This window comes from Pseudomonas sp. Marseille-P9899, assembly GCF_903166565.1.
GTDB lineage: Bacteria > Pseudomonadota > Gammaproteobacteria > Pseudomonadales > Pseudomonadaceae > Aquipseudomonas > Aquipseudomonas huaxiensis.
Window position 1 is genome coordinate 766,488 of sequence record NZ_CAESCG010000003.1, and the last position, 24,440, is coordinate 790,927.

Sequence of the window (24,440 nt, forward strand, 5' to 3'; positions counted from 1 at the left end):
GTTTGCGCGTGGGGCGATAAGGGCGACTTATGACCCCCGACGGTCATAAGCGATCGTTATCCAGCCAGAACGAAGTTGTCTTGGTCGGGCCGTTCGCCACGGCCGTAGCGTGTAATGGCCGTCCGATAACGCAGCCCGGGCCTCAATCAGAACGGGGCGGCACCTTTTTATCTGTCTGCCGACTTCCGATCACTTTTTTTGGCTTGGGGAATTTGCTGATGATGAAGTACCCGTTGGGCGTACTCGGGCTGGTCTTGGCCCAAAGCGGCCACGCCGCCGGTTTTATCGACGACAGTCACGCCAGCCTGCTGATGCGTAACTTCTTCAGTCACGTGGACAATCGCGACGGCGCCGCCGACCCGAACTACACCCAGGAATGGGGCCAGGGCTTCGTGCTCAACTTCAACTCGGGCTTCACCGAGGGGCCGATAGGCTTCGGTGTGGATGCCGTGGGCATGCTCGGCATTCGCCTGGATTCCGGCAAGGGGCGTCACTACAACCCCACCAGTAGCGCCAGCAACGGCAACATCTTCCCCACCGACAGCGATGGCCGTGCGGTCAGCGATTTTTCCAGCCTGGGCCCGACCCTCAAGGCACGGGTGGGCAACACCGAATTCCGCTACGGCACCCTGCAGCCGCAACTGCCGGTGCTGTTCGCCAGCGACCGCCTGGTGTTCCAGACCTTCCGCGGCTTCCAGGTGGAGTCCAAGGACATCGACAACCTGACCCTGACCGCCGGACGCATCGACCGGGTCAAGGAGCGTGGGTCGACCGATTGGGAAGGCTTGTCCATCGCCGGCTCCAACGCCACGGTCGATCCGGTCAACCCGAGCGTGAACACAACCCGCAGCACCCACGTCAACGAGTTCTGGTACGCCGGTGGGCGCTACAAGGTGTCGCCGGACCTGATGCTGCAGTACTACTACGCTAACCTGACCAACTTCTATAAACAGAACTTCATCGGCGGCGTGTACGGTTTCAATCTCGGTCCCGGCCGCCTGACCACCGACGTGCGAGTCTGGGACAACCGCTCCGACGGGCGCAACGGCCACGACCCGGACTACTATAGCAGTGGCTACTACGGCAACGGCCGCACCCGTGGCGAAGTCGACAGCCGCCTGAGCAGCGTGCTGTTCACCTACGCGCTGGGCGCGCATTCGTTCTCCACCGGCTATCAGCAGGTGGATGGTGACAGCGACGCGGTGTGGGTCAACGAAGGGGCGGGGACGACCAGTTACTTCTTTACCGAAACCATGTCTGGCAAGTTCCAGCGGGCCGGGGAGCGGACCTGGCAACTGCGCTACCTGTACGACTTTGCCAGCGTCGGTGTGCCAGGCCTGACCTTCAAGACCAACTACTACAACGGCGACCATATCGAGACCGCCAGCGGCGACAAGAAGGAATGGGCCCGCGACATGACCCTCGGCTACGTGGTCCAGAGCGGCCCGGCCAAGGGCCTGAGCACCCAGGTGCGCTATGGCGCCTTCCGTACCGACATGCAACGTGACACCGATGAGTACCGGGTGATCATCGACTATCCGCTTAACCTGTTCTGATCAAGCTGGAGGGCGGCGGTTTTCAAGACCGCCGCCTTCTTGAGGCTCCTGAAGGTAGCCCTTGTGTTGCGTCGGACGCGGGTGGATCAAGATTTCAGCGTTATACAAAAAAGCCACCCAGGCCTTGATGGTGCGTGTGCTGGAGCAGGGTATCTACGCCAGCCTCACATACGCCGCTTACCGCGATGAGTCACTCGGGACCATGGGCGCGCGCTTAAGCCGGAGCCGTCGCCGGATCACCAGGCCGATGGTGACCGCTACGATCAGCAGCACGCTGAAGAAGATGGTGTTGAAAACCGGGAAAGGCTCCGAGCGGCTAGTGGTTGCCTTGAGGTCAGTGATGTTCGGGAACATTGAAAAGATCTGGAAGCGCCACCCGTAGTAGCGAATCACCGCTAGCTGGCTCTGATCACGGGAATAGTCCTGGGCTTTGGCCTGCAGATCAGCGCTGTCGAACTTGAAGTACCAAGGGAACCCCCAGCCAGTGTCTTCATTGCGGTAGACGACGACTTCACGATCAGCGTCCGACGATACCGTGTTGATGAAGTACACGTCCCGGGTAGGGCCATCTGCAGGATTTTCTGCATTGATGACACCATCTGCGTCCATCCTTTTCACTTCGACGCCGGTGATGTGCACCACCTTGTGGCGTGGGAGATAGTAGTGAAAGCACAGCGCAGCGACTGTTACCACTATCAGGCAGAGAACGGCAATGGAACGTTTGACCCAGGGCATTGAGTGATCACTCTCGAGAAACGGAGGAATATGAGGGTAACGCCATCTGTTTGCGCAGGATGGTTGTTACAGAATGCGTCAACGCCAGCCAGTTGAGAAGCAGGTGACCCTTTCAGGGCCGCGTTCGCGGGTACGCCTTGTACTTGTAGGAGCGAGCTTGCTCGCGAAGGCGCTGGTGATCTCACTAACGCCTTCGCGAGCAAGCTCGCTCCTACGGAGTCCAGCCAAATCAATTAGCCATGTTTGTTCTATGAGCGCGGGTTCACCGGGACGCCGGACCGCCGCGACGAGCCGCCGGTGCGGCAGGACAAGAATCAGAAACTTACGACCCTCTTTACCCACGCCTTCCAGGCCGACATCCCTTCGCGTGGCATCACCTGCGGCCCATCCACTACGACAGGCATATCCCGCAACCTCACCCAAGGCTCACTCTGCCAATACAGCAGGCTGACTACCTGCTTCCGACCCCAGCGCATCAGGCCCAGTCGCGGCCCATCCTCGCCCGCGTTGTCCTGCCCATCCCGCAACACCGCCACCACCTCATGGGTCAGCCAATGCCGCAGCGAGCGGTTCTCCGGCACATAGTGATGCGCCAACACGGTGTAGGCGCCGGACTCGCTGATCATCAGCGTCTCGGCATACCGGTCATAGCGGAACAACATCACACTGCGATGCTGATCCGGATCGAGCCGGCGCAGGGTGCGCTCATCGACATAACAGCCCATCAATCGCCCGAATTCGCGGGCGCAGAACCACGCTTGGGATTCGAGCCAGAGGGTGTGGAGAGGGCGGTTGTGGCGGGTGAAGAGGGTGGGGATATAGGAATGAGTCATGATCGGCCTGCCAAAAAGGAAGAGCCGTTGCTTTCGGGAACGGGATGCCGCTGCGTGAAGCGTTTCTTAGGCGCTATAGAGTAGTATTTAAGATGGAAATCAATAGTCGGTCAAATCTCTAAAAATGTTTTTAGGTAAGAGAATATCGTTGCCTGTAAGAATCGTGTGTTGTATTAATGATGTTTGGTCAATGGTGTTTCTTGACTTCTAGGGGCGTGAAGGTGGATTCTGAAGAGCCAAAGAGGTTGTATAGGATAATGGATTTTTCAAAGGTTGTTAAAATCTTTGAAAGTGAAACGCTATACTTTGCTAATCCAAGCGTTTGGGATGATCCGTATGAGAAACGGCTTAAACACCCAAATGATCATGCAATATTTGCTCAGTGCTGGGGGCAAATGGGAATATCAGATGCTATGTGGAGAATATATTCGAGCAATGGTTTGGGTGTTCGTATATCAACTACGCCAAGAAAGTTGAGAGAAACTATAAGGGCTGCTATTAAAGAGTCTGAATTGAAGTATCGGTTGAGAGCAGTGGAATACAAGTCTAAGACGGACCTGGATCAAACAGCACTTCAAATAGAAAAGGACCTCAAAGAACACTATTCGGTTGGTCGAGCTGTTGACATGCTGTACATGAAGCGGGACGCTTTTAGCCACGAGACAGAGTGGCGTGCCACTTTATTTTCTCCAAAAGAAGATCGATCAGTAGTTAAGTCGGGGATTAGCATAAAAGTCGATCCTCATTATTTTGTAAACAATATACTTCTTGATCCTCGCGCTCCGGAGGAGCTAGTTGATGCTTTGAAGTTTTATTTTAAAAATAAGTTTGGCTTTAAAGGTCAGGTTACTCGTTCGGCCCTCTATCGTTCGCCTCGACTAATTAAGGTAGAAGACACCGAGATAACTGAAGATATGCTTTAGACTTTTAAGAATAGGAGGTTTTTGATGCTGGTTGCGAAAATAAATAAGCCACCGAGCATCTCGCGCGGTGGCTTCGGTGGCTAGGGGTCAGGAGGCGATAATCAATCCCAGCTCAACGCCCCACCCGTCTGATACTCGATAACCCGAGTCTCAAAGAAGTTCTTCTCCTTCTTCAAGTCCATGATCTCGCTCATCCATGGGAACGGGTTAGTGGTACCTGGGTACTCTTCCTTCAGACCGATCTGCGACAGGCGACGGTTGGCGATGAATTTGAGGTAGTCCTCCATCATCGCGGCGTTCATGCCCAGTACGCCGCGCGGCATGGTGTCGCGAGCGTATTCGATTTCGAGCTGGGTGCCCTGCAGGATCATCTGCGAGGCTTCTTCCTTCATTTCGGCATCCCACAGGTGCGGGTTTTCGATCTTGATCTGGTTGATCACGTCGATACCGAAGTTCAGGTGCATGGACTCGTCACGCAGGATGTACTGGAACTGCTCGGCCACGCCGGTCATCTTGTTGCGGCGACCCATGGAGAGGATCTGGGTGAAGCCGCAGTAGAAGAAGATGCCTTCCAGAACGCAGTAGTAGGCGATCAGGTTGCGCAGCAGTTCCTTGTCGGTCTCGACGGTGCCGGTATCGAATTCCGGGTCGGAGATCGCGCGGGTGTAACGCAGGCCCCAAGCGGCCTTTTTCGCGACCGACGGGATCTCGTGGTACATGTTGAAGATCTCGCCTTCATCCATGCCCAGCGATTCGATGCAGTACTGGTAGGCGTGGGTGTGGATCGCTTCCTCGAAGGCCTGGCGCAGGATGTACTGGCGGCACTCGGGGTTGGTGATCAGGCGGTACACGGCCAGCGCGAGGTTGTTGGCAACCAGGGAGTCGGCGGTGGAGAAGAAGCCGAGGTTGCGCATGACGATGCGGCGCTCGTCATCGGTCAGGCCTTCCGGGCTCTTCCACAGGGCGATGTCCGCGGTCATGTTGACCTCTTGCGGCATCCAGTGGTTGGCGCAGCCGTCCAGGTACTTCTGCCAGGCCCAGTCGTACTTGAACGGGACCAGTTGGTTGAGGTCGGCGCGGCAGTTGATCATGCGCTTTTCGTCAACGGCAACGCGGGCGGCGGAGCCTTCCAGCTCGGCCAGGCCTTCGGCGATGTCGAGGTCGTCCAGGGCGGCCTTGGCGCGGATCACCGCGTCAGAGTCGGTGCTGGTCACAGCGCGGGCTTCGAGGGCGGCGGCACCGCCGGCGCTGTCGAGTTTGTCGATACCGGTGGCAGCGGCTTGGGCATTACCGCTTTTGGCGGTGGCTTCGCCGTCTTCTTTGTCGAATTCGTCCCAGCTCAGCATGGTGGGTCTCCTGCTTGAGGGCCATGTTCAGTATGGCCAGTGGATCTTGGTTGCGGTGCTTGCGTTCGGGTACTGCAGTGCACGCAAAATCTGAGAGCCGGAGCCTTGGGGCTTCGGTCTTTTTGTTTCTGGCTCAGGGACGGCGTCGGCCTCGATCATGAGTACGCCGTTCATCCTGGCAGCAGTGAGGCTTCCCGAAGGAAGCCTCACGATCACCTTATTGGCAGGCTTCGCAGTCCGGCTCGTCGATCGCGCAGGCTTTAGGCACTGGCGCTGGAGCAGGGGCTGCGGCCGGAGCGGCCTGGGCCTGGACCGGAGCGCTGTTGTCGCCACCGCTGGAAACGGCGTTGAGCTTGCCGGTGGTGATGGTCGACTTCTCGGTGCTGGTCGCGGCCAGGGCACGGAGGTAGTAGGTGGTTTTCAGACCACGGAACCAGGCCATGCGGTAGGTCACGTCCAGCTTCTTGCCCGAGGCGCCGGCGATGTACAGGTTCAGCGACTGAGCCTGGTCGATCCACTTCTGGCGACGGCTGGCAGCATCGACGATCCACTTGGTTTCAACTTCGAACGCCGTGGCGTACAGGTCTTTCAGCTCTTGCGGGATACGCTCGATCTGCTGCACGGAACCGTCGTAGTACTTCAGGTCGTTGATCATGACCGAGTCCCACAGGCCGCGGGCCTTGAGGTCGCGAACCAGGTACGGGTTGATCACGGTGAATTCGCCCGACAGGTTCGATTTCACGTACAGGTTCTGGTAGGTCGGCTCGATGGACTGCGACACGCCGGTGATGTTGGCGATGGTCGCGGTCGGCGCGATGGCCATGATGTTCGAGTTACGAATACCTTTTTGTACACGCTCGCGAACCGGTGCCCAGTCCAGGTGCTCTTCGAGGTTGACGTCGATGTACTTGGCGCCACGGGCCTCGATCAGGATCTGTTGCGAGTCCAGCGGCAGCACGCCTTTGGACCACAGCGAACCCTGGAAGGTCTCGTAGGCACCGCGCTCGTCGGCCAGGTCACAGGAGGCCTGGATGGCGAAGTAGCTGACCGCTTCCATCGAACGGTCGGCGAACTCGACGGCAGCGTCGGAACCGTAGGCGATGTGCTGCAGGTACAGCGCGTCCTGGAAGCCCATGATGCCGAGGCCGACCGGACGGTGCTTGAGGTTCGAGTTGCGAGCCTGCGGCACGGAGTAGTAGTTGATGTCGATCACGTTATCCAGCATGCGCACGGCAGTGTTCACGGTGCGTTGCAGTTTGGTGTGGTCGAGTTTGCCGTCGACGATGTGGTTCGGCAGGTTGATCGAGCCCAGGTTGCAGACGGCGATCTCGTCCTTGTTGGTGTTCAGGGTGATCTCGGTGCACAGGTTCGAGCTGTGGACCACGCCCACGTGCTGCTGCGGGCTGCGCAGGTTGCACGGGTCCTTGAAGGTCAGCCATGGGTGGCCGGTCTCGAACAGCATCGAGAGCATCTTGCGCCACAGGTCTTTGGCCTGGATGGTCTTGAACACCTTGATCTTGTTGTACTCGGTCAGGGCTTCGTAGTACTCGTAGCGCTCTTCGAAGGCCTTGCCGGTCAGGTCGTGCAGGTCTGGCACTTCCGATGGCGAGAACAGGGTCCACTTGCCGTCATCGAAGACGCGCTTCATGAACAGGTCAGGGATCCAGTTGGCGGTGTTCATGTCGTGGGTACGACGACGGTCATCACCGGTGTTCTTGCGCAGCTCGATGAATTCTTCGATGTCCAGGTGCCAGGTTTCCAGGTAGGCACAGACAGCGCCTTTGCGCTTGCCGCCCTGGTTGACCGCGACGGCGGTGTCGTTGACCACTTTCAGGAATGGCACGACGCCCTGGGATTTGCCGTTGGTGCCCTTGATGTAGGAGCCCAGCGCACGCACCGGGGTCCAGTCGTTGCCCAGGCCTCCGGCGAATTTCGACAGCATGGCGTTGTCGTGGATCGCGTGGTAGATGCCCGACAGGTCGTCCGGCACGGTGGTCAGGTAGCAGCTCGACAGTTGCGGGCGCAGGGTACCGGCGTTGAACAGGGTCGGGGTCGACGCCATGTAGTCGAAGGACGACAGCAGGTTGTAGAACTCGATCGCGCGGGCTTCACGGTCTTTCTCGCCCAGGGCCAGGCCCATGGCGACGCGCATGAAGAACACCTGCGGCAGTTCGAAGCGCACGCCATCCTTGTGGATGAAGTAGCGGTCGTACAGGGTCTGCAGGCCGAGGTAGGTGAATTGCTGGTCACGCTCGTGATTGATCGCCTGACCCATGCGGTCGAGGTCGAAGGTCGCGAGGGCCGGGTCGAGCAGTTCGTACTCGACACCCTTCGCGATGTAGGCCGGCAGTGCCTTGGCGTACAGGTCGGCCATTTCGTGGTGGGTGGCGGCGTCGGCGACTTCGAGGAAGCCCAGGCCTTCGGCGCGCAGGGTGTCCATCAGCAGGCGGGCGGTGACGAAGGAGTAGTTCGGCTCACGCTCGACCAGGGTACGGGCGGTCATCACCAGGGCGGTGTTGACGTCCTTGATGGCCACGCCGTCGTACAGGTTCTTCAGGGTTTCGCGCTGGATCAGCTCGCCATCGACTTCGGCCAGGCCTTCGCAGGCCTCGGTGATGATGGTGTTCAGGCGGTTCATGTCCAGCGGCGACAGGCTGCCGTCGGTCAGGGTGATGCGGATGCTCGGGTGCGGCTGCACGACGGCGTCGGTGTTGCTGCGGGTGGCGCGCTCACGGGCACGCTGGTCGCGGTAGATCACGTAGTCGCGGGCGACTTTCTGTTCGCCGGCGCGCATCAAGGCCAGTTCGACCTGGTCCTGGATCTCTTCGATATGGATGGTGCCGCCGGAAGGCATGCGGCGCTTGAAGGTCGCGGTGACCTGCTCGGTCAGGCGCGCGACGGTGTCGTGGATACGCGACGACGCGGCGGCGGTGCCGCCTTCAACTGCAAGGAACGCTTTGGTGATGGCTACGGTGATCTTGTCGTCGGTGTAAGGAACGACAGTGCCGTTACGCTTGATCACGCGCAGTTGGCCGGGGGCGGTCGCTGCCAGATCCTGATTCGAATCTGCGGCCTGCGGCGCCTTGGCCTGCGGGTTCTCGCGAGTTGTGTCGGTTTGCATGGGTGTCTCCACGTTCTTTAAGTTTGTTTAGGCGCCGGGTGGGCGCCAACCGTTCCATCCAAAAGCCCGACAGGCACCTGGCACGCGCGTGGCTCAAAGGCTCTCGCGCGCCGCTCTGGGCACATACCCGACTTCGGGACGGATCAGGAAAAAGGGGCATTCGCATGCCGCTCCCTGGCCGAAGTCAAAAGTCTTGGGTCGACAACCCAAAATCTGTTGCTGTTGGGGGTGCGGCCCTGGCCTGCACTACCCATACCCGGAACAAGGCCCTCAAAGGGCTTGCAACGGTCGCCTCCGCAGGAGCGGTTTGGCTGCTGAAATCACTTTAAGTTCAAGCAAAAAAAACAGCCGCTGAAGGGCTTGAGTTCGATGCTTGTCTTGTGCTTGGGGATTTCGTGAAAACCCAAGATGTAGTGTTTTGCTGCGACTGAGATACAAGATAATGCGGTCTCGGGGGTATTGCAAGGCGACGGCCTGTGGATAACTTGTGGGTAGATTGTGAGTGAAACTGAACAAAACGCTGTAGGCCCCGTCCTGCCGCGATGAGACCGCCTGTCATCCTTTTTTAATGTAAGAAAAGGCGACGAAGGGATTTTTGGGGGCGCGAACCCTATCACAAAAAACAGCGCTGACCGAGGTCGTTGGCAGGCTATTTGCCTCGCCCGTGCGCGCGGTTGGCAGTGGCCGGTGCGCATCGTAGTATCCGGGGCCGATGTTGCCCTTTGGTGATGGCGGCGGCGTCGATCCCATAACAACAAGCAGAGGTGGCCCTTGGAGCAGCAGAGCAGTCAGGTGTTGATCGTCGAGGATGACCAGCGTCTCGCCGAACTGACCCGCGAATACCTCCAGGCCAATGGCTTCAGCGTCGAGGTCGAGGGCGACGGCGCCAAGGCCGCAGCGCGGATCATCAACGAGCAGCCGGACCTGGTGATCCTTGACCTGATGCTGCCCGGCGAAGACGGCCTGAGCATCTGCCGCAAGGTGCGCCAGCGCTATGCCGGGCCGATCCTGATGCTCACCGCGCGCAGCGACGACCTCGATCAGGTCCAGGGCCTGGACCTGGGCGCCGACGACTATGTGTGCAAGCCGGTGCGTCCGCGCCTGCTGCTGGCGCGGATCAACGCCCTGTTGCGGCGCAGCGAAAGCCCCGTCACCACCACCGAGCGGCGAGCGCTGCAATTCGGCCCGCTGCGGGTCGATAGCACCCTGCGCGAGGCCTGGCTTGGCGAGGCCGGCATCGAACTGACCAGCGCCGAATTTGACCTGCTCTGGCTGCTGGTGAGCAACGCCGGGCGGATTCTCTCGCGGGAAGAAATCTTCACCTCCCTGCGCGGCGTCGGTTACGACGGCCAGGACCGCTCCATCGATGTGCGCATTTCGCGCATCCGCCCGCGCATCGGCGACGACCCGATCCACCCGCGAATGATCAAGACCATCCGCGGCAAGGGCTACCTGTTCGTCCGCGAGGCCGCCGAGGCCATGGGCCTGTCCGAATGAACTCGATCTTCCTGCGAATCTACGGCGGCATGCTTGGCGTTCTGGTGCTGGTGGCGGTGCTCGGCGTCCTCAGCCTGCACCTGCTCAACGAAGTGCGCTCCGACCAGTACCGCGAGCGCCTGGCCCACGGCACCTTCACCCTGATGGCCGACAACCTGACACGCATGAACAGCGTCGAGCGCACGCGGGCCGTGGCCCTGTGGGAGCGCCTGTTGGGTATTCCCCTGGCGTTGCAGAGCAGCAACGAGGTCGGCATCGACGGCAGCCAGCGCACCCGCCTGCAACGCGGCCAGGTGCTGGTGGAACACACCGGTCCCCATGCGGCGCGGGTCATCAGCCAGCTCAAGGGGCAAGACCTGTTGCTGACCGGCGATGTGCAGCAGATCAGCGAGCAACTGGCCCGCGCCACCATCTACCTGCTGGTGGACGAGTTGATCCGCTATCCGGTGGCGGAACAGGCCCGGCGCCTGGCAGAACTCAAGCAGAGCAAGGGTTTCGGCTTCGACCTGCGCTTGCTGGCGCAGACCGATGCCGACATGGACGAAGACCAGCGTCGCCGGGTCGAAGAAGGCGACACGGTGATGGCCTTGGGCAAGGAGGGCAACTCGATCCGCGTGTTCGCCGGTATCTCCGGAACGCCCTGGGTGCTGGAAATTGGCCCCCTGTATCAGATGAATCCGTACCCGACGCAATTGCTGGTGCTCATCGCCGCCCTTGGCCTGAGCCTGATCGGGCTGGTGGTCTACTTGCTGGTGCGGCAACTGGAGCGGCGTCTGTCCAAGGTCGAAACGGCTGCGACGCAGATCACCCAGGGCAGCCTGGAAACCCGGGTGGTGGTGCAGGGCGCCGATTCGGTGGGGCGGCTGGCCGAGGCCTTCAATGGCATGGCCGAGCACTTGCAGCGTTCATTGACCATCCAGCGCGAGCTGGTGCGGGCGGTGTCCCATGAGTTGCGCACGCCTGTTGCGCGGTTGCGCTTCGGCCTCGAAATGATCGCCAGCGCCAGCAACGACCAGGCCCGCGAGAAGTACCTGGCGGGCATGGACAACGACATTCAGGACCTCGACAAGCTGGTCGACGAGATGCTGATGTATGCCCGCCTCGAACAGGGCGCGCCGGCCCTGCATTTCCAGCGGGTCGACCTGGATGCCTTGCTCGACCAGGTAATCGCCGAGCTGGCGCCGCTGCGCCGCGAGGTGCGGGTGGTGCGCGGGACGTGCCAGGGTGGTGAGGATGCCCAAGGTGCGTGGGTCGAGGCCGAGCCCCGCTACCTGCACCGCGCCCTGCAGAATCTGGTGAGCAATGCCATGCGCCATGCCGAATCCGAGGTCAGCCTCAGTTATCAGTTGGGGCTGCAACGGTGCCGTATCGATGTCGAGGACGACGGTCCCGGCGTCCCGGAAACCGCCTGGGACCGGATCTTCACGCCCTTTACCCGCCTCGATGACAGCCGCACCCGGTCTTCCGGTGGTCATGGGCTGGGGCTGTCCATCGTTCGGCGCATCATCCACTGGCATAACGGTCGCGCGCTGATCGGCAAGAGCGTGCACCTGGGCGGCGCCTGTTTCAGCCTGAGCTGGCCGCGCGAGCAGACGCCGGGTGCGCAATGAGTGAGGCGGTTGCACTGGATGAACTGCTGGAACCGCAGCGTTTTCATGCACTGCTGCTGGCGCTTTATGGCCCGGAGTTGATGCCGGCGCAGTTACCGGTGCTGGTGTCGCAGTGGTCCAAGTACTACTTCATGTTGCTCTGGCGCGAAGCGCTGGCCGGACGAGCGCCCCGGCTGTCTGGCGGGTTGCGGATAGCGCTGGACGAGCGCGGCTTGCCCGTCGGCTTTTATTCCGATGATGGGCTGAACGGACTGGCACAAGCGATCGAAAGCCATCTGCCGCCGCTTATCGAGCGTCTGGCGCGGCTTGGCGGCGTGGCGCGCGCGGTGCTTTGGGGCAATGCCGGGGACTGCCTGGAGCAGCAGGCCGGCGCGCAGGCGAAGGCGTGGCTGGAGGCACCGGACAGCCCGTTGTTCGCCGCAGTGTCCTACGACGAACAAGGCCGCCGCCGACGGCGTACCTGCTGCCTGAGCTACAAAGTTCAGTGGGTGGGGCACTGCGAACACTGCCCGCTGCTTTCCTGAATCAGACCGCGACCAGGCTCAGCAACTGGTCGCCCATCAGACAAAACTGTCCTTCCAGCTCGCGACCGTGGTGCCATTCCGGCGACAGGTCGGTGAGCAGGCGCAGGCGCGCGTGGCCGGCGTCGTTCCACTCCAGCACTTCGGCGTGTTCGAAATAGAAGCGCTTGAGCACCAGCGGATAGAGCGCCTTGAACAGGCTTTCCTTGAGCGAGAAGGTCAGGGTGACGGTAAGCCCGACCTGCGCCGGGTCCAGGCGGAGCAGCTCGGCCTCGGTGAGGATTTCCTTGGCCAGGCGCTCGGCGCGTTCGTCATCCAGCAGGCTTTCCTGATCCAGCCCCAGCCCCGCGCAATCACTGCTGCGTGCCACCACTGCGGCGGCCCAGCCCTTGCCATGGGTGATCGAGCCGCTAATGCCGGCTGGCCAGATCGGTGCGCGGTCATCGCCGGTGGCGGGCACGTAGTCGCGGCCATCGAGGCGTTGCAGCGCGGCGCGGGCGCAAACCCGGCCGGCGAGGTATTCGGCCTGGCGCTTGGCGACTGAACGTTGCAGGGCCGGCGTCTGCTCGATGGCGGCGCGCTGGAAATCGTCGCTGGCGAGGTGCGCCGGATCGAAGGCGCAACTGACCAACTGCACGCCGGGGACCGGGCGGGGCAAGGGCCAGTGCTGTTGGAGGGGGGAGCAGCAGGAAGGGGTCGGTTCATGGCGGGTATTGTGCCGTGGGCGGTCGGGGGGCCAGAGGGTAGGGCGGTGGGGCTGATCGCGACGGTTCGGGGCGCCGAACCGTCGCGAAGCGTTGACGCGTCAGAAGATCTTTTTGAAGAACGCCTGCAGGTCCGCCCAGGAGCTCTCATCCGCCGCCTTGTTGTAGCCGATGTCCGGCCCGCCATGTTCGCCATGGCTGAGGCGGTCGGCGTCTGGGTTGGTGAAACCGTGCTTGGCACCCTCGAGGGTGACGAATTCGAACGAGGCATTCGCCGCATTCATCTCGTCCTTGAACGCCTGCACCTGCTGCGGGGTGACCATGCTGTCAGCGCCGCCGTGTTCCACCAGGATCTTGGTCTTCACGCTGCCGGGCGTGGCCGGCGTGTCGGTCACCAGGGCGCCGTGGAAGCTGGCCACGCCAGCCAGCGACTCGCCGCGGCGGGCGGCGTCGAGCACCACCTTGCCGCCGAAGCAGTAGCCAATCGCGGCGATACGCTCCTTGTCGGTCTGCGGCTGGATTTTCAGCAGCTTGACCCCGGCATCGAAACGCTTGGCCGAGGTGGCCGGGTCTTTCAGGGCGGCCTGCATGAACGCCAGGGCGTCGGCCGGGTGCTCGGTGTTCTTGCCGTCGCCGTACATGTCGATGGCCAGGGCGCTGTAGCCCAGCGCCGCGAGGTCGCGGGCGCGGCGCTTGGCGTAGTCGTTCAGGCCCCACCATTCATGCACCACGACCACGCCCGGCACCGGGCCCTTCACGGCATCGTCGTAGGCGTAGTAGCCGACCAGGCGCTTGCCGTCGGCGTCCTGATAGGGAATCTCGCGGGTTTGCACGGCGGCCTGGGCCAGGCCGGCAGCGCCGACCAGCACGGCCGCAAACAGTAATCGCATGATCGGTACTCCTGGATTCAATGCATGGGTTTCAAAACATGGGTTCGAACATCAAAGACGTTCAGCCGGCGTTCAGGCCGGGTTCAGCGGCGGTTCAGGGCCAGGGCCTTACTCTAGACCTCAATTTCCAAAACCCGCAGCACTGTGGAGAACATCCCCATGAAAAACCTCAACACCCTGCTGGCCGCCCTGACTTTCCTTGGCACAAGCATGGCCGTCCAGGCCGCCGACGACACCTTCGCCAGCGTCACCTACGGTCAGACCAGCGACAAGGTCAAGAAATCCGGGCTGCTCACCGAGAACGTCGGCAACCTCAACAGCGACGGGATCATCGGCAAGGACGACACCTGGGGCATTCGCCTCGGCAAGATCAATGAGTAAGGCCGCTACTACGCCACCTACGACAATGTCTCGGGCACCCATAACGGCCTCAAACTGCGTCAGGAAAATCTGCTCGGCAGCTACGATCTGTTCTATCCGGTCGGCGGCAGCACCAAGCTGTTTGGCGGCGCAACTGCCGGCCTGACCAAGCTCACACAGGACTCTCCGGGTGCCAGCCGCGACAGCGACATCGGTTACGCGGTCGGTCTGCAAGCGGGCGTGTTGCAGCAAGTCAGCGACAACACCTCCGTAGAGCTGGGCTACCGTTACCTGCGCAGCAACGCGACCACCGAGCTGGCCGAAAGCGGCGGCAACAAACTGGGGGCGTTGCGCCTGGACAGCAGCGCGCAGACCTACCTGTCGGCCAACTACCGGTTCTGACTGCGTGCCCAGGCTTGATGAACCGGCCCCTGGACAGGGCCGGTTCGCTGTTATTCTGCGCGCCGCGCACTGCAAAGGGAGAAGGTGATGAAACTGTTGGTGGTCGAGGATGAAGCGCTGTTGCGCCACCACCTCTACAGCCGCTTGAGCGAAAGCGGGCACGTGGTCGAAGCGGTGGGCGACGGCGAGGAGGCGCTCTACCAGGCCGAGCAGTTCAACCACGACCTCGCGGTGATCGACCTCGGCCTGCCCGGCATGAGTGGGCTGGACCTGATCGGCCGCCTGCGGGCCCAGGGCAAGACCTTCCCGATCCTGATTCTCACCGCCCGCGGCAACTGGCAGGACAAGGTCGAGGGCCTGGCCGCCGGCGCCGACGATTATGTGGTCAAGCCGTTCCAGTTCGAGGAGCTGGAGGCGCGCCTGAACGCCTTGTTGCGCCGCTCCAGCGGTTTTACCCAGGCCACCATCACCGCCGGTCCGCTGCGCCTGGACCTGAACCGCAAACAGGCGCTGCTGGACGAGCAGCCGCTGGCGCTGACCGCCTACGAATACCGCATCCTCGAATACCTGATGCGCCATCACCAGCAGGTGGTCGCCAAGGAGCGCCTGATGGAACAACTCTATCCGGACGACGAGGAGCGTGACCCGAACGTCATCGAAGTGCTGGTCGGCCGCCTGCGCCGCAAGCTGGAAGGCAGCCAGGGCTTCAAACCGATCGACACCGTGCGTGGCCTCGGCTACCTGTTCACCGAGCGCTGCCGATGATCCGTTCGCTGCGCGTGCGCCTGATGCTGGCGGCCGCCGTGCTGGCGCTGCTGTTCATGCTGGCGCTGCTGCCGGCGTTGCAGAAGGCTTTCAGTCTGGCCCTGCAGGAGTCCATCGAGCAGCGCCTGGCGTCGGACGTGACCACGCTGATTTCCGCCGCGCGGATCGAAAACAACGAACTGATGATGCCGGTGCTGCTGCCGGACGAGCGCTTCAACCTGCCCGACAGCCGCCTGCTGGGCTACATCTATGACCGCCAGGGCAATCTGGTCTGGCGCTCGCGGGCCACCGCCAACGAAAACATCAACTATCAGCCGCGCTACGACGGTCGCGGCAACGAGTTCGCGCGGATCCGCCAGGACGACGGCGAGGAATTCTTCGTTTACGACGTCGAGGTCAAGCTGCTCGGCGGCAAGAACGCCGCCTTCAGCATCGTGGCCCTGCAACCGGTGCGCGAGTACCAGCAGACCATCAGCGGCCTGCGGGAAAAACTCTACCTGGGCTTCGGCGCCGCGCTGCTGGTGTTGTTGTTGCTGCTCTGGGCCGGACTGACCTGGGGCCTGCGCTCGTTGCGGCAGATGAGCGTGGAACTGGACCAGGTGGAGTCCGGCGCCCGTGAAGGCCTGAGTGGCGAGCACCCCCGCGAACTGCTGCGCCTGACCCGCTCGCTGAACCGCCTGCTACACAGCGAGCGCGAGCAGCGCGGGCGCTACCGGGATTCCCTTGGCGACCTGGCCCACAGCCTGAAAACACCACTGGCGGTGCTGCAGGGCGTCAGCGAAAGCATGGCCCAGCGCCCCGAAGAGCGCGAGCAGGCGCGGGGGCTGCAAAGTCAGATCGAACGCATGAGCCAGCAGATCGACTACCAGTTGCAGCGCGCCAGCCTGCGCAAGAGCGGTCTGGTACGCCATCAGGTGCAGTTGCGGCCCCTGGTGGAAAGCCTGTGCGGCACCTTGGCCAAGGTTTATCGCGACAAGACGGTGCAGGTCGATTTCGCCATGGCCGATGATGCGCGGGTGCCGATGGAGCAGGGCGCTTTGCTGGAGATGCTCGGCAACCTGCTGGAAAACGCCTGGCGCCTGTGCCTGGGGCAGGTGAGGGTGAGCCTGGTTCAGGACGGCGCCGAGCTTGAGCTGTGCGTCGAGGACGATGGCCCTGGCGTGCCGGCCGATCAGCGCGAGCGGATTCTGCAGCGCGGCGAGCGGCTGGACCGGCAGAACCCGGGGCAGGGCATCGGCCTTGCGGTGGTCAAGGACATCATCGACAGCTATGACGCCCATCTCACCCTCACCGACTCGCCTCTGGGCGGTGCCGCCTTCCGTATTCGTTTTCTGGTGGACTGACACGCCACGCCCGCGCTGGCGGATTTCCGCCCGCCAGCCATTTCCCCACGGGTTGTAGGCGGATTACCGCCAAGCCAAACCGGATAAATCCCGCCACGGGCGGAAATCCGCCAAGTGCACGCTGCATGAATGCCACTGGATTGTGCAGCGAAACCCCCGAAAACGCGGGGTTGCACCTCAACAGCGCAAATTGGCATTGCGCTTGCTATGAACCTCGCAGAGTTCTGCCACGCAGCTCGACACAACAAATCCCTCCAGTGCAGGAGGGTTCGCGAGTCAGGTGCCTCGCGTCCTGGGAAGGACGGGCCGGTACCCTTGAGGAAATAGCCATGACGACAACCCGTCAGCCACTTTACAAATCGCTGTATATCCAGGTGTTGGTAGCGATCACCATCGGTATCCTGCTGGGCCACTACTATCCCGAAACCGGTGTGGCCCTCAAGCCGCTGGGTGACGGCTTCGTCAAACTGATCAAGATGGTCATCGCCCCCATCATCTTCTGCACCGTGGTGAGCGGCATCGCCGGCATGCAGAGCATGAAATCGGTGGGCAAGACCGGCGGCTACGCGCTGCTGTACTTCGAAATCGTCTCCACCATCGCCCTGATCATCGGCCTGGTCGTGGTCAACGTGGTTCAGCCTGGCGCTGGCATGCACATCGACGTGTCGACTCTGAACGCCAGCAGCGTGGCAGCCTACGCCGCCGCAGGCGCGCAGCAGACCACCATCGGCTTCCTGCTCAACATCATTCCTAACACCGTGGTCGGCGCCTTCGCCAACGGCGACATCCTGCAAGTGCTGATGTTCTCGGTGATCTTCGGTTTCGCCCTGCATCGCCTGGGTGCCTACGGTCGTCCGCTGCTGGACATGATCGACCGCTTCGCCCATGTCATGTTCAACATCATCAACATGATCATGAAGCTGGCTCCGGTCGGTGCCTTCGGTGCCATGGCCTTCACCATTGGCCAGTACGGCGTGGGTTCCCTGGTGCAGTTGGGCTACCTGATGGCCTGCTTCTACATCACCTGCCTGCTGTTCATCCTGGTGATCCTCGGCGGTATCGCTCGCGCTCACGGTTTCAGCGTTCTGAAACTGATTCGCTACATCCGTGAAGAACTGATGATCGTGCTCGGCACTTCCTCCTCGGAATCCGCGCTGCCACGCATGCTGACCAAGATGGAGCGCCTGGGCGCGAAGAAATCCGTGGTTGGCCTGGTGATTCCGACCGGCTACTCGTTCAACCTCGACGGTACTTCGATCTACCTGACCATGGCCGCGGTGTTCATCGCCCAGGCCACCGACACCACCATGGACATCACCCACCAGATTACCCTGCTGCTGGTGCTGCTGGTTGCGTCCAAAGGTGCTGCTGGCGTCACCGGTAGCGGCTTCATCGTTCTGGCGGCAACCCTGTCCGCTGTCGGCCACCTGCCGGTTGCCGGCCTGGCGCTGATCCTCGGTATCGACCGCTTCATGTCCGAAGCCCGCGCCCTGACCAACCTGATCGGTAACGCTGTTGCCACCGTGGTTGTGGCCAAGTGGGTCAAGGAACTGGACGAAGACAAGCTGCACAAAGAGCTGGATTCCGGTGGCTCGCCGCTGACTGAAACCCGTCCGGTCGATGACCTGGGTGTGGCTGAAGGCCCGGCTGTTCGCTAAGCGAATCGCGCACTGCAAAAAGCCCATCTTCGGATGGGCTTTTTTGTGCCTGCCAATCAGTGGAACAGCCCCAGCAGCAAGGTCGCCAGAATCACCGTCGAGGCGCCGCCGATACGTGTGGAAATCTGCGCGAAGGGCATCAGTGACATGCGGCTGGACGCCGACAGGATCGCCACGTCGCCGGTGCCGCCCAGGCCACTGTGGCAGCAGGTGACGATGGCCGATTCGATGGGGAACATCTTCAGCAGGTTGCCGACCAGGAAGCCTGCCAGGGTCATGGCGATCACTACCGAGGTGCAGACCACCACGTAGCCCACCGAGAACACCTTGACCACGCTGTCCAGCGGAACGTAGAGCATGCCCAGGCCGATCATCACCGGCCAGATGAAGGCCGTGGACACCAGTTTGTAGAACGCCTTGCTGCCGTCTTCCAGGCGGGCCGGCAGCACTTGCAGGTATTTGAACAGCACCGCCACCAGAATCATCATCACCGGCCCGGGGATGTGCACCACCTTCTCCAGCAGGCCGCCAAGGATGAAGAAGGCGCAGATCACCAGCACACCGGCGCCCATGTAGCGGAAGTCGATGCCCGCACTCTTGTCTTCCTGTTCGCGGAACAGGTCGTTTTCCTCCTTGGCCCGGATCAGCATGCCGTCACCGTTCAGGTGCGGCTTGCGCAAGGCCAGGCGGGCCAGCACGCCGGCACAGATGATCGCGACGATATTGCCCACCACTGCCGCCGGTACCAGTTGCGCCACGTACTGGTCGGGGCTGCCGCCGAGGATCGCGGAGTAGGCCAGCGACAGCGGCAGGATGCCCTCGCCGATGCCGCCGCCGATGATCGGCACGATGATGAAGAAGAACGTGTGATAGACGCTGTAGCCGAATAGCGTGCCCACCAGCAGGCCGACGGCCACTGCGGCCAGGGTGCCCACCACCAGCGGCACGAACATGCGCACCATGCCCTGGACCAGGATGAAGCGGTTCATGCCGAGGATGCTGCCCACCACCAGGCTGGCGATGACGAAGTAGAGGAAGTTGGCGTCCTTCATCAGCATCTTGGTGGCGTCGATGGTGGTGCTGCCGAAGAAGCCGTAGAACACCAGCACCGACGGCAGCATCAGGCAAAGAATGGCACCGCCGCCGATTTCCTTGAGGATCGGCAGGCGCTGGCCGATCTGGCCGAAGAACACGCCCATGGTCATGATCACGGCGAGGCCACCGATCATGGTCTTGGGCAGCAGGCCGAAATGGGCGGAGAGAAACACGATGAGGGCGATGCCGATGAAATACGGCAGCGGAATCACGCCGATTTCGTAACGCAGCAGTCGGCGTAGCGGAGAGGTGGCAGTGTCGTCGTGCGCCACCGCGGAATCGGAAACCAGGCTCATGGTTTTTCCTCTGTTTGTTGTTGTAGGAGGACTAAGCGACGTCTCCCTATGCGCGTCTCGGAGCGTCGATGGAGGAATGCTATCCTTCGCGTTTGGTGGAATAAACGCGCGAACCATAAGACCTATGAACACACTTCGTATCGAATCCCCGCTGCCCGAAGACCTCCGTGTGTTCCTCACGGTCATCCGCAAGGCCAGTTTCGCCGGTGCCGCCGATGAGCTGGGACAGTCTCCGGCCTATGTCAGCAAGCGCATCCGCATTCTTGAAGAGACGCTGGGGACAAGGCTGCTGCATCGCACCACCCGACGTATCGCGCTGACCGAGGCGGGCGAGCGCACCCAGCGCTGGGCTATCCGCATCCTCGATGACCTGGACGATTTTGTCGGCGAGCTGACCGAAGCCCGCAAGGCGCCCCGGGGCATGCTGCACATCTGCAGCAGCTTCGGTTTTGGTCGCAACCACATCGCTCCGGCGATCGCCGAGCTGAGTTCGCTGTATCCCGACCTGGAAGTGCGCCTGGACGTGTTCGACCGGGTGGTAGACATCGTCGCCGAGGGCTTCGACCTGGAGATCCGCGTGGGCGACGACATCCCCGGCCAGCACATCAGCCGCAAGCTGGTGAGCAATCATCGGGTGCTCAGCGCCACCCCGGAATACCTGGCCGCCCGCGGTACGCCGAAGACCCTCAAAGACCTCGACGAACACGATTGCCTGGTCCTCAAGGAGCGCAACAACCCGTTCGGGGTGTGGCACCTGGAGAGTGACGGGCGACAGGAGTCGGTGCGGGTCAACGGGGCGCTGTCGTCGAACAATGGCGAGATCGTGCTGCAGTGGGCGCTGGGCGGGAAGGGCATCCTGCTGCGCTCGCAGTGGGATGTGCAGCCGCTGCTGGAGCAGGGGCGGCTGGTGCAGGTGCTGCATGAATACAGCCAGAGCGCGAACATCTGGGCGGTGTATCCGACGCGGCTGTCGGACTCGGCCAAGTTGCGGGTGTGTGTGGAGTTTCTGGAGCGGTATCTGCGGGATCGGTAGGGGGCTTTTGGCCTCATCGGCGGCGAACCGCAGCGATGAGGCCCAACGATCAGGCCAGCCAGGGATTGCGCTGTAAATGCCCCGCCTCGAACGCCCGAATCTGCGTGGTCCGCTGCAAGGTGCTGCCAATCGCATCCAGCCCCAGCACCAGCGCTTCCTTGCGTAGCGGATCAATCGCGAACGGGATGCTTTGCCCGTTCCACAGGCGGATCTCTTGCGCCGGCAAGTCAATGCAGATCTCGGAATTGTCCGCCATCCCCACCCGCCGCCCGATCTCTTGCACCTGCTCTTCCGGCAACTGGATCAGCAGCACACCGTTGCGCTGGCAGTTATCGAAGAATATCCCGGCAAAACTGCTGCCGATCAGCGCGCGAATCCCCAGTTGCTTGAGCCCCCACACCGCATGTTCGCGGCTGGAGCCGCAGCCGAAATTCGGCCCCACTACCAGGAAGCGCGACCACTGCCACGGCGCCTGATTCAGCACGAACTCTGGGTTCGGCTGGCCGTCGGCGAGAAAGCGCAGGTCGAAGAACACACCGCGGTCCAGGCCTGCGCGGTCGATTCCCTTGAGGAATTGCTTGGGCATGATCACGTCAGTGTCGACGTTGGCCGCCAGCAGGGGGGTGGCGGTGCCGCAAACGCTATCGAAAGGTTGCATGTCAGGCCTCCAGGGCGAAGTGGCGAACGTCAGTCAGGTAGCCGCTGACTGCGGCGGCGGCGACCATCGCCGGGCTCATCAGGTGGGTCCGCGCCCCGGCGCCCTGGCGGCCTTCGAAGTTGCGGTTGGTGCTGGAGGCGCAGCGGTCGCCGGCACCGAGCACGTCGTCGTTCATCGCCAGGCACATGGAGCAGCCGGACTGCCGCCACTCGAACCCTGCCTCACGAAACACATGGGCCAGGCCCTCGGCTTCCGCCTGATCGCGGACCAGGGTCGAGCCGGGGACGATCATCGCCCGCACGTGGGCCGCCACCTTGCGCCCGCGCACCACCCGGGCGGCGTCGCGCAGGTCTTCGATGCGGGCATTGGTGCAGGAGCCGATGAAGGCATGGCTGATGCTGATTTGATCCAGTCGCGCGCCGGGCTCAAGGCCCATGTAGCGCAGCGCTCGCTGCAAGTCCTGGCGGCGGATCAGGTCGCTTTCCAGGTTCGGGTCCGGCACTCGTTCACCAATCGGTGCGGCCTGATCCGGGCTGGTGCCCCAGGTGACCATCGGCTCCAGATCCGCGGCATCCAGTTCGACTTCTGCGTCGAACACCGCGCCAGGGTCGCTGTACAGTTCGCGCCAGCGCGCCACTGCCTGATCCCACAGCTCGCCGCGCGGGGCGCGGGGTTTGTCCTTGAGGTAGGCGAAGACCTTGTCGTCCGGGGCCATGAAGGCACCGCGGGCACCAGCTTCCACTGCCATGTTGCAGATGGTCATGCGCGCCTCGACGCTGAGGGCGTTGATGGTCGGGCCGCTGAATTCGATGGCGTAGCCGGTGGCGCCGGACGCGCTGATGCGGCGGATCAAGGCCATGATGATGTCCTTGGAGGTCACGCCCAGGCCCAGCTCGCCGGACACTGTGACCCGCAGGGTCTTCAGGCGCTTGTACACCAGGGTCTGAGTCGCCAGCAGGTGTTCGATCTCCGAGGTGCCGATGCCGAAGCCGAAGGCGCCCAGTGCGCCGTAGGTGGTGGTGTGGCTGTCACCGGCGGCGACCACCATGCCCGGCAGGATGAATCCCTGCTCGGGCGCGACCACGTGCTCGATGCCCTGGCGCTTGTCCAGCACGTCGAACAGCTCGATGCCGAAGTCCCGGCAGTTCTGTTCGAAGTACGACACCTGCAAGGCGCCCCCGGCGTCGGGCATAGCGGCGATGCGCCGTGGCGCCGTGGGGTTGACGTGATCCACCACGCACAAGGTCGCCGATGGCCGCCATACGCTGCGCCCGGCTTCGCGCAAGCCGCTGAAGGCTTGAGGACTGGTGTATTCGTTGGCGACCTGGCGGTCGATGTACAGCAACACATGGCCGTGGTCGTCCAGGGCGCAGACGGTGTGGGAGTCGATGTGCTTGTCGTAGAGGGTTCTCGGGCTATTCATGGCAGCTCTCGCGCGTGATTGTTATGCGAGTCCGAAGACATCAGTGCGCGGCCCCTGCGTGGAGGGCCGGCCTGCCATGAAGGATCATTCAATGCGTATGAGGCATCAATCCAGGTAATGGAATGTATTGCTTCACGAATCGTGATTAGTGGGGGCGTGCGCAAGGCAGGGAAGGGTGGCGTTATTCCCGGCGGATTTCGCCGCTGAACACCAACGTCTGCCGGCACTTGCGGCACAGGTAGCGCCGGCCTTTGTGCACCAGCCCGTGGCGCTGCGCCGAAAACGGGAAATCACTCCCGGCGCACGGGCAACGGTAGATATACCGGGTCACGGTGCGGCGCTTGACGTCGTAGTTGTGGCAGCGATTGGGCGGCAGTTCATAGACCCCGCGCATGATCAGTTGCCATTCCTCGCCATGCGGATGGATACGGTCGCCGAACAACTGGTGCGCCACCAGGTGGGCGACTTCGTGGGCGACGGTCTGGCGCAGGAAGTCCTCGCTGTTCTCCTTGTACAACTGGAGATTGAAGCGCAGCAGGTTCTCGTGCAGATGGGCGACACCGGCTTTCTGCCCGCGCAGCTTGAAGCTGACGTCGGGGCGGTGGAAGGGACGCTTGAAAAAGGCTTCGGCTTGCTTGTAGCAGTCTTCGACGCGGGTTTTGAGCAGCTCTGGCATGTGGTCGGGTACTCCTGAGCGGCCGATTATGCCGCAACCATGAGCGCGCTGCCGAGACCGCCGGTCCGCAGACGAAGTCAGGCCGCCTTGCGGCGGCCTGACGGTATTGCCCCTAAGTTACTGGCATTTTTGCTAATTGGTGTAGACGGGCCCCACGCCCAGTCCCCAGGTGATGACGGTGAACGCCATGATGGCAACCAGTACCACCAGCCCGACGGCCAGCACCGAACTCGAGAACAGGAACCCTTCGTCCGAAGGGATGTTCATGAAGGTCGGCAGCCCGACGTAGAGCAGATAGACCGTGTAGCAGATGGCCGCCGTGCCGACGATCATCCCCAGCCACAGGTGTGGGTAAAGCGCCGCCAGGCCGCCGATGAACAGCGGGGTGGCGGTGTAGGTGGCGAACGCGATGCATTGCGCCAGGCTCGGATTGGCGTCGTAGGTACGCGCCATCCAGTGGATGAAGGCGCCCATGACCGCAACGCCGGCGATCATGGCCAGGTAGGACATGACGGTCATCCATATTGCGCTTTCCATGGTCAGCATGACCGGGGCGCGCTCGCCGATGACCCAGCCGACCTGGGTGGTGCCGATAAACGCCGATACCGCGGGAATTGCCGCCAGTATCAGGGTGTGGGTGAGGTACATGTGGCTGATGGATTCTTCTTCGCCACGGATTTCCCGCCATTCCTGGTCGGGGTGTGTGAACAGCCCTACAACGTGATGGATCATGCCAATCACTCCTACGTCGTTTCCAGTCGCCCCCCAAGCGGAGCGCTTGCTAGCCCACAAGGCAGGGCCGGACAGGACAGACCGCTATTGGTGCGGTCTTATGTCGCAGTATAGAAAGGCGTTCGCCGCACAAACCCGCTTTTTTAGAGCAAATCGCGCTGTCAGGGTCGGGCTTGATTCCCTCGCAGTCTTTATCGGAGGGGTCTGTGTCCGGCAGCGGTTTATGCGTAAAATACGCGCCTTTTGTCACACCTCGCGGATTC

20 protein-coding genes and 1 pseudogene are annotated in these 24,440 nt (G+C 62.1%); 10 read left to right on the plus strand and 11 right to left on the minus strand.

All coding sequences use genetic code 11. The features are described 5' to 3' along the window. Nucleotides 1–218: 218 nt before the first annotated feature. Nucleotides 219–1,556, plus strand: a complete 1,338-nt coding sequence (locus HWV67_RS19220; protein ID WP_175652381.1) for an OprD family porin — start codon at nt 219–221, stop codon at nt 1,554–1,556. A gap of 177 nt (nt 1,557–1,733) precedes the next feature. On the opposite strand, the gene HWV67_RS19225 is transcribed toward HWV67_RS19220, so the two are convergent. Together HWV67_RS19225 and HWV67_RS19230 are read right to left on the minus strand one after the other, a co-directional pair. Continuing rightward, a complete protein-coding gene (locus HWV67_RS19225; protein ID WP_175652382.1) occupies nt 1,734–2,291 on the minus strand; it encodes a DUF1523 family protein in 558 nt (185 codons plus the stop codon). Nucleotides 2,292–2,605: 314 nt separating this feature from the next. Then, on the minus strand, nt 2,606–3,124 hold the full coding sequence (locus HWV67_RS19230; protein WP_175652383.1) for a BRO-N domain-containing protein: 519 nt from the start codon (nt 3,122–3,124) through the stop codon (nt 2,606–2,608). 257 nt (nt 3,125–3,381) lie between these two features. On the opposite strand from HWV67_RS19230, the gene HWV67_RS19235 reads away from it, so the two are divergent. Continuing rightward, nucleotides 3,382–4,047: a DUF2971 domain-containing protein gene (locus HWV67_RS19235; protein WP_175652384.1), complete on the plus strand. Its 666-nt coding sequence runs from the start codon at nt 3,382–3,384 to the stop codon at nt 4,045–4,047. 101 nt (nt 4,048–4,148) lie between these two features. Here HWV67_RS19235 and HWV67_RS19240 read toward each other — a convergent pair whose 3' ends face one another. After that, on the minus strand, nt 4,149–5,393 hold the full coding sequence (locus HWV67_RS19240) for a ribonucleotide-diphosphate reductase subunit beta (RefSeq protein ID WP_095155372.1): 1,245 nt from the start codon (nt 5,391–5,393) through the stop codon (nt 4,149–4,151). 217 nt (nt 5,394–5,610) lie between these two features. Beyond that, on the minus strand, nt 5,611–8,514 hold the full coding sequence (locus HWV67_RS19245) for a ribonucleoside-diphosphate reductase subunit alpha (RefSeq protein WP_175652385.1): 2,904 nt from the start codon (nt 8,512–8,514) through the stop codon (nt 5,611–5,613). 771 nt (nt 8,515–9,285) lie between these two features. Between HWV67_RS19245 and HWV67_RS19250 the strand changes: the two genes are divergently transcribed. Genes HWV67_RS19250 through HWV67_RS19260 form a run of 3 tightly spaced genes read left to right on the plus strand, consistent with a single transcriptional unit; the run spans nt 9,286 to nt 12,145 of the window. After that, nucleotides 9,286–10,011, plus strand: a complete 726-nt coding sequence (locus HWV67_RS19250; protein ID WP_095155374.1) for a response regulator transcription factor — start codon at nt 9,286–9,288, stop codon at nt 10,009–10,011. Continuing rightward, the gene (locus HWV67_RS19255) at nt 10,008–11,621 is read left to right on the plus strand and encodes an ATP-binding protein (protein WP_175652386.1); all 1,614 of its coding nucleotides are present in this window, start codon (nt 10,008–10,010) and stop codon (nt 11,619–11,621) included. Before HWV67_RS19250 ends, HWV67_RS19255 begins: the two co-directional genes overlap by 4 nt. Then, nucleotides 11,618–12,145 carry a (2Fe-2S)-binding protein gene (locus tag HWV67_RS19260; protein ID WP_256680151.1) on the plus strand — a complete coding sequence of 176 codons (528 nt, stop codon included), beginning with the start codon at nt 11,618–11,620 and terminating at the stop codon, nt 12,143–12,145. Before HWV67_RS19255 ends, HWV67_RS19260 begins: the two co-directional genes overlap by 4 nt. Before the next feature lies 1 nt (nt 12,146). On the opposite strand, the gene HWV67_RS19265 is transcribed toward HWV67_RS19260, so the two are convergent. Together HWV67_RS19265 and HWV67_RS19270 are read right to left on the minus strand one after the other, a co-directional pair. Continuing rightward, on the minus strand, nt 12,147–12,800 hold the full coding sequence (locus HWV67_RS19265) for a 4'-phosphopantetheinyl transferase family protein (protein ID WP_175652387.1): 654 nt from the start codon (nt 12,798–12,800) through the stop codon (nt 12,147–12,149). A 147-nt stretch (nt 12,801–12,947) separates the two neighbouring features. Then, nucleotides 12,948–13,736 carry a dienelactone hydrolase family protein gene (locus HWV67_RS19270; RefSeq protein WP_175652388.1) on the minus strand — a complete coding sequence of 263 codons (789 nt, stop codon included), beginning with the start codon at nt 13,734–13,736 and terminating at the stop codon, nt 12,948–12,950. Between the two features lie 159 nt (nt 13,737–13,895). Here HWV67_RS19270 and HWV67_RS19275 point away from each other — a divergent pair. The 4 genes and pseudogenes from HWV67_RS19275 to HWV67_RS19290 all read left to right on the plus strand — a co-directional run bounded on the left by HWV67_RS19275 (nt 13,896) and on the right by HWV67_RS19290 (nt 18,264). After that, nucleotides 13,896–14,498, plus strand: a pseudogene (locus tag HWV67_RS19275) (hypothetical protein). 87 nt (nt 14,499–14,585) lie between these two features. Continuing rightward, the gene (locus tag HWV67_RS19280) at nt 14,586–15,263 is read left to right on the plus strand and encodes a response regulator transcription factor (RefSeq protein ID WP_175652389.1); all 678 of its coding nucleotides are present in this window, start codon (nt 14,586–14,588) and stop codon (nt 15,261–15,263) included. Beyond that, on the plus strand, nt 15,260–16,606 hold the full coding sequence (locus HWV67_RS19285) for an ATP-binding protein (protein WP_175652390.1): 1,347 nt from the start codon (nt 15,260–15,262) through the stop codon (nt 16,604–16,606). Before HWV67_RS19280 ends, HWV67_RS19285 begins: the two co-directional genes overlap by 4 nt. A 329-nt stretch (nt 16,607–16,935) precedes the next feature. Continuing rightward, nucleotides 16,936–18,264, plus strand: coding sequence for a dicarboxylate/amino acid:cation symporter (locus tag HWV67_RS19290; RefSeq protein ID WP_095155382.1), 1,329 nt, complete (start codon nt 16,936–16,938; stop codon nt 18,262–18,264). A 56-nt stretch (nt 18,265–18,320) separates the two neighbouring features. On the opposite strand, the gene HWV67_RS19295 is transcribed toward HWV67_RS19290, so the two are convergent. Further along, nucleotides 18,321–19,655, minus strand: coding sequence for a 2-hydroxycarboxylate transporter family protein (locus HWV67_RS19295; RefSeq protein WP_175652391.1), 1,335 nt, complete (start codon nt 19,653–19,655; stop codon nt 18,321–18,323). Nucleotides 19,656–19,779: 124 nt separating this feature from the next. On the opposite strand from HWV67_RS19295, the gene ttdR reads away from it, so the two are divergent. Beyond that, the gene (ttdR, locus tag HWV67_RS19300) at nt 19,780–20,688 is read left to right on the plus strand and encodes an L-tartrate utilization transcriptional activator TtdR (RefSeq protein WP_175652392.1); all 909 of its coding nucleotides are present in this window, start codon (nt 19,780–19,782) and stop codon (nt 20,686–20,688) included. A 49-nt stretch (nt 20,689–20,737) separates the two neighbouring features. Here ttdR and leuD read toward each other — a convergent pair whose 3' ends face one another. From leuD to HWV67_RS19320, 4 genes are all read right to left on the minus strand, one after another. Continuing rightward, the gene (leuD, locus tag HWV67_RS19305; protein ID WP_175652393.1) at nt 20,738–21,346 is read right to left on the minus strand and encodes a 3-isopropylmalate dehydratase small subunit; all 609 of its coding nucleotides are present in this window, start codon (nt 21,344–21,346) and stop codon (nt 20,738–20,740) included. A 1-nt stretch (nt 21,347) separates the two neighbouring features. Beyond that, nucleotides 21,348–22,769, minus strand: coding sequence for a 3-isopropylmalate dehydratase large subunit (leuC, locus tag HWV67_RS19310; protein ID WP_175652394.1), 1,422 nt, complete (start codon nt 22,767–22,769; stop codon nt 21,348–21,350). Nucleotides 22,770–22,950: 181 nt separating this feature from the next. Further along, nucleotides 22,951–23,445: a SprT family zinc-dependent metalloprotease gene (locus HWV67_RS19315; protein ID WP_175652395.1), complete on the minus strand. Its 495-nt coding sequence runs from the start codon at nt 23,443–23,445 to the stop codon at nt 22,951–22,953. A 132-nt stretch (nt 23,446–23,577) separates the two neighbouring features. Beyond that, nucleotides 23,578–24,177, minus strand: a complete 600-nt coding sequence (locus HWV67_RS19320; protein ID WP_095155384.1) for a Yip1 family protein — start codon at nt 24,175–24,177, stop codon at nt 23,578–23,580. Nucleotides 24,178–24,440: the final 263 nt, after the last annotated feature.

Bases quoted from the DNA above. Each gene is read 5' to 3' on its own strand.
- HWV67_RS19230 (WP_175652383.1), bottom strand. From the start codon at position 3,124: ATGACTCATTCCTATATCCCCACCCTCTTCACCCGCCACAACCGCCCT.
- HWV67_RS19280 (WP_175652389.1), top strand. From the start codon at position 14,586: ATGAAACTGTTGGTGGTCGAGGATGAAGCGCTGTTGCGCCACCACCTC.
- HWV67_RS19320 (WP_095155384.1), bottom strand. From the start codon at position 24,177: ATGATCCATCACGTTGTAGGGCTGTTCACACACCCCGACCAGGAATGG.
- HWV67_RS19315 (WP_175652395.1), bottom strand. From the start codon at position 23,445: ATGCCAGAGCTGCTCAAAACCCGCGTCGAAGACTGCTACAAGCAAGCC.
- HWV67_RS19240 (WP_095155372.1), bottom strand. From the start codon at position 5,393: ATGCTGAGCTGGGACGAATTCGACAAAGAAGACGGCGAAGCCACCGCC.
- HWV67_RS19235 (WP_175652384.1), top strand. From the start codon at position 3,382: ATGGATTTTTCAAAGGTTGTTAAAATCTTTGAAAGTGAAACGCTATAC.
- HWV67_RS19260 (WP_256680151.1), top strand. From the start codon at position 11,618: ATGAGTGAGGCGGTTGCACTGGATGAACTGCTGGAACCGCAGCGTTTT.
- HWV67_RS19225 (WP_175652382.1), bottom strand. From the start codon at position 2,291: ATGCCCTGGGTCAAACGTTCCATTGCCGTTCTCTGCCTGATAGTGGTA.
- HWV67_RS19220 (WP_175652381.1), top strand. From the start codon at position 219: ATGATGAAGTACCCGTTGGGCGTACTCGGGCTGGTCTTGGCCCAAAGC.
- HWV67_RS19245 (WP_175652385.1), bottom strand. From the start codon at position 8,514: ATGCAAACCGACACAACTCGCGAGAACCCGCAGGCCAAGGCGCCGCAG.
- ttdR (WP_175652392.1), top strand. From the start codon at position 19,780: ATGAACACACTTCGTATCGAATCCCCGCTGCCCGAAGACCTCCGTGTG.
- HWV67_RS19285 (WP_175652390.1), top strand. From the start codon at position 15,260: ATGATCCGTTCGCTGCGCGTGCGCCTGATGCTGGCGGCCGCCGTGCTG.
- HWV67_RS19295 (WP_175652391.1), bottom strand. From the start codon at position 19,655: ATGAGCCTGGTTTCCGATTCCGCGGTGGCGCACGACGACACTGCCACC.
- leuD (WP_175652393.1), bottom strand. From the start codon at position 21,346: ATGCAACCTTTCGATAGCGTTTGCGGCACCGCCACCCCCCTGCTGGCG.
- HWV67_RS19270 (WP_175652388.1), bottom strand. From the start codon at position 13,736: ATGCGATTACTGTTTGCGGCCGTGCTGGTCGGCGCTGCCGGCCTGGCC.
- HWV67_RS19290 (WP_095155382.1), top strand. From the start codon at position 16,936: ATGACGACAACCCGTCAGCCACTTTACAAATCGCTGTATATCCAGGTG.
- leuC (WP_175652394.1), bottom strand. From the start codon at position 22,769: ATGAATAGCCCGAGAACCCTCTACGACAAGCACATCGACTCCCACACC.
- HWV67_RS19255 (WP_175652386.1), top strand. From the start codon at position 10,008: ATGAACTCGATCTTCCTGCGAATCTACGGCGGCATGCTTGGCGTTCTG.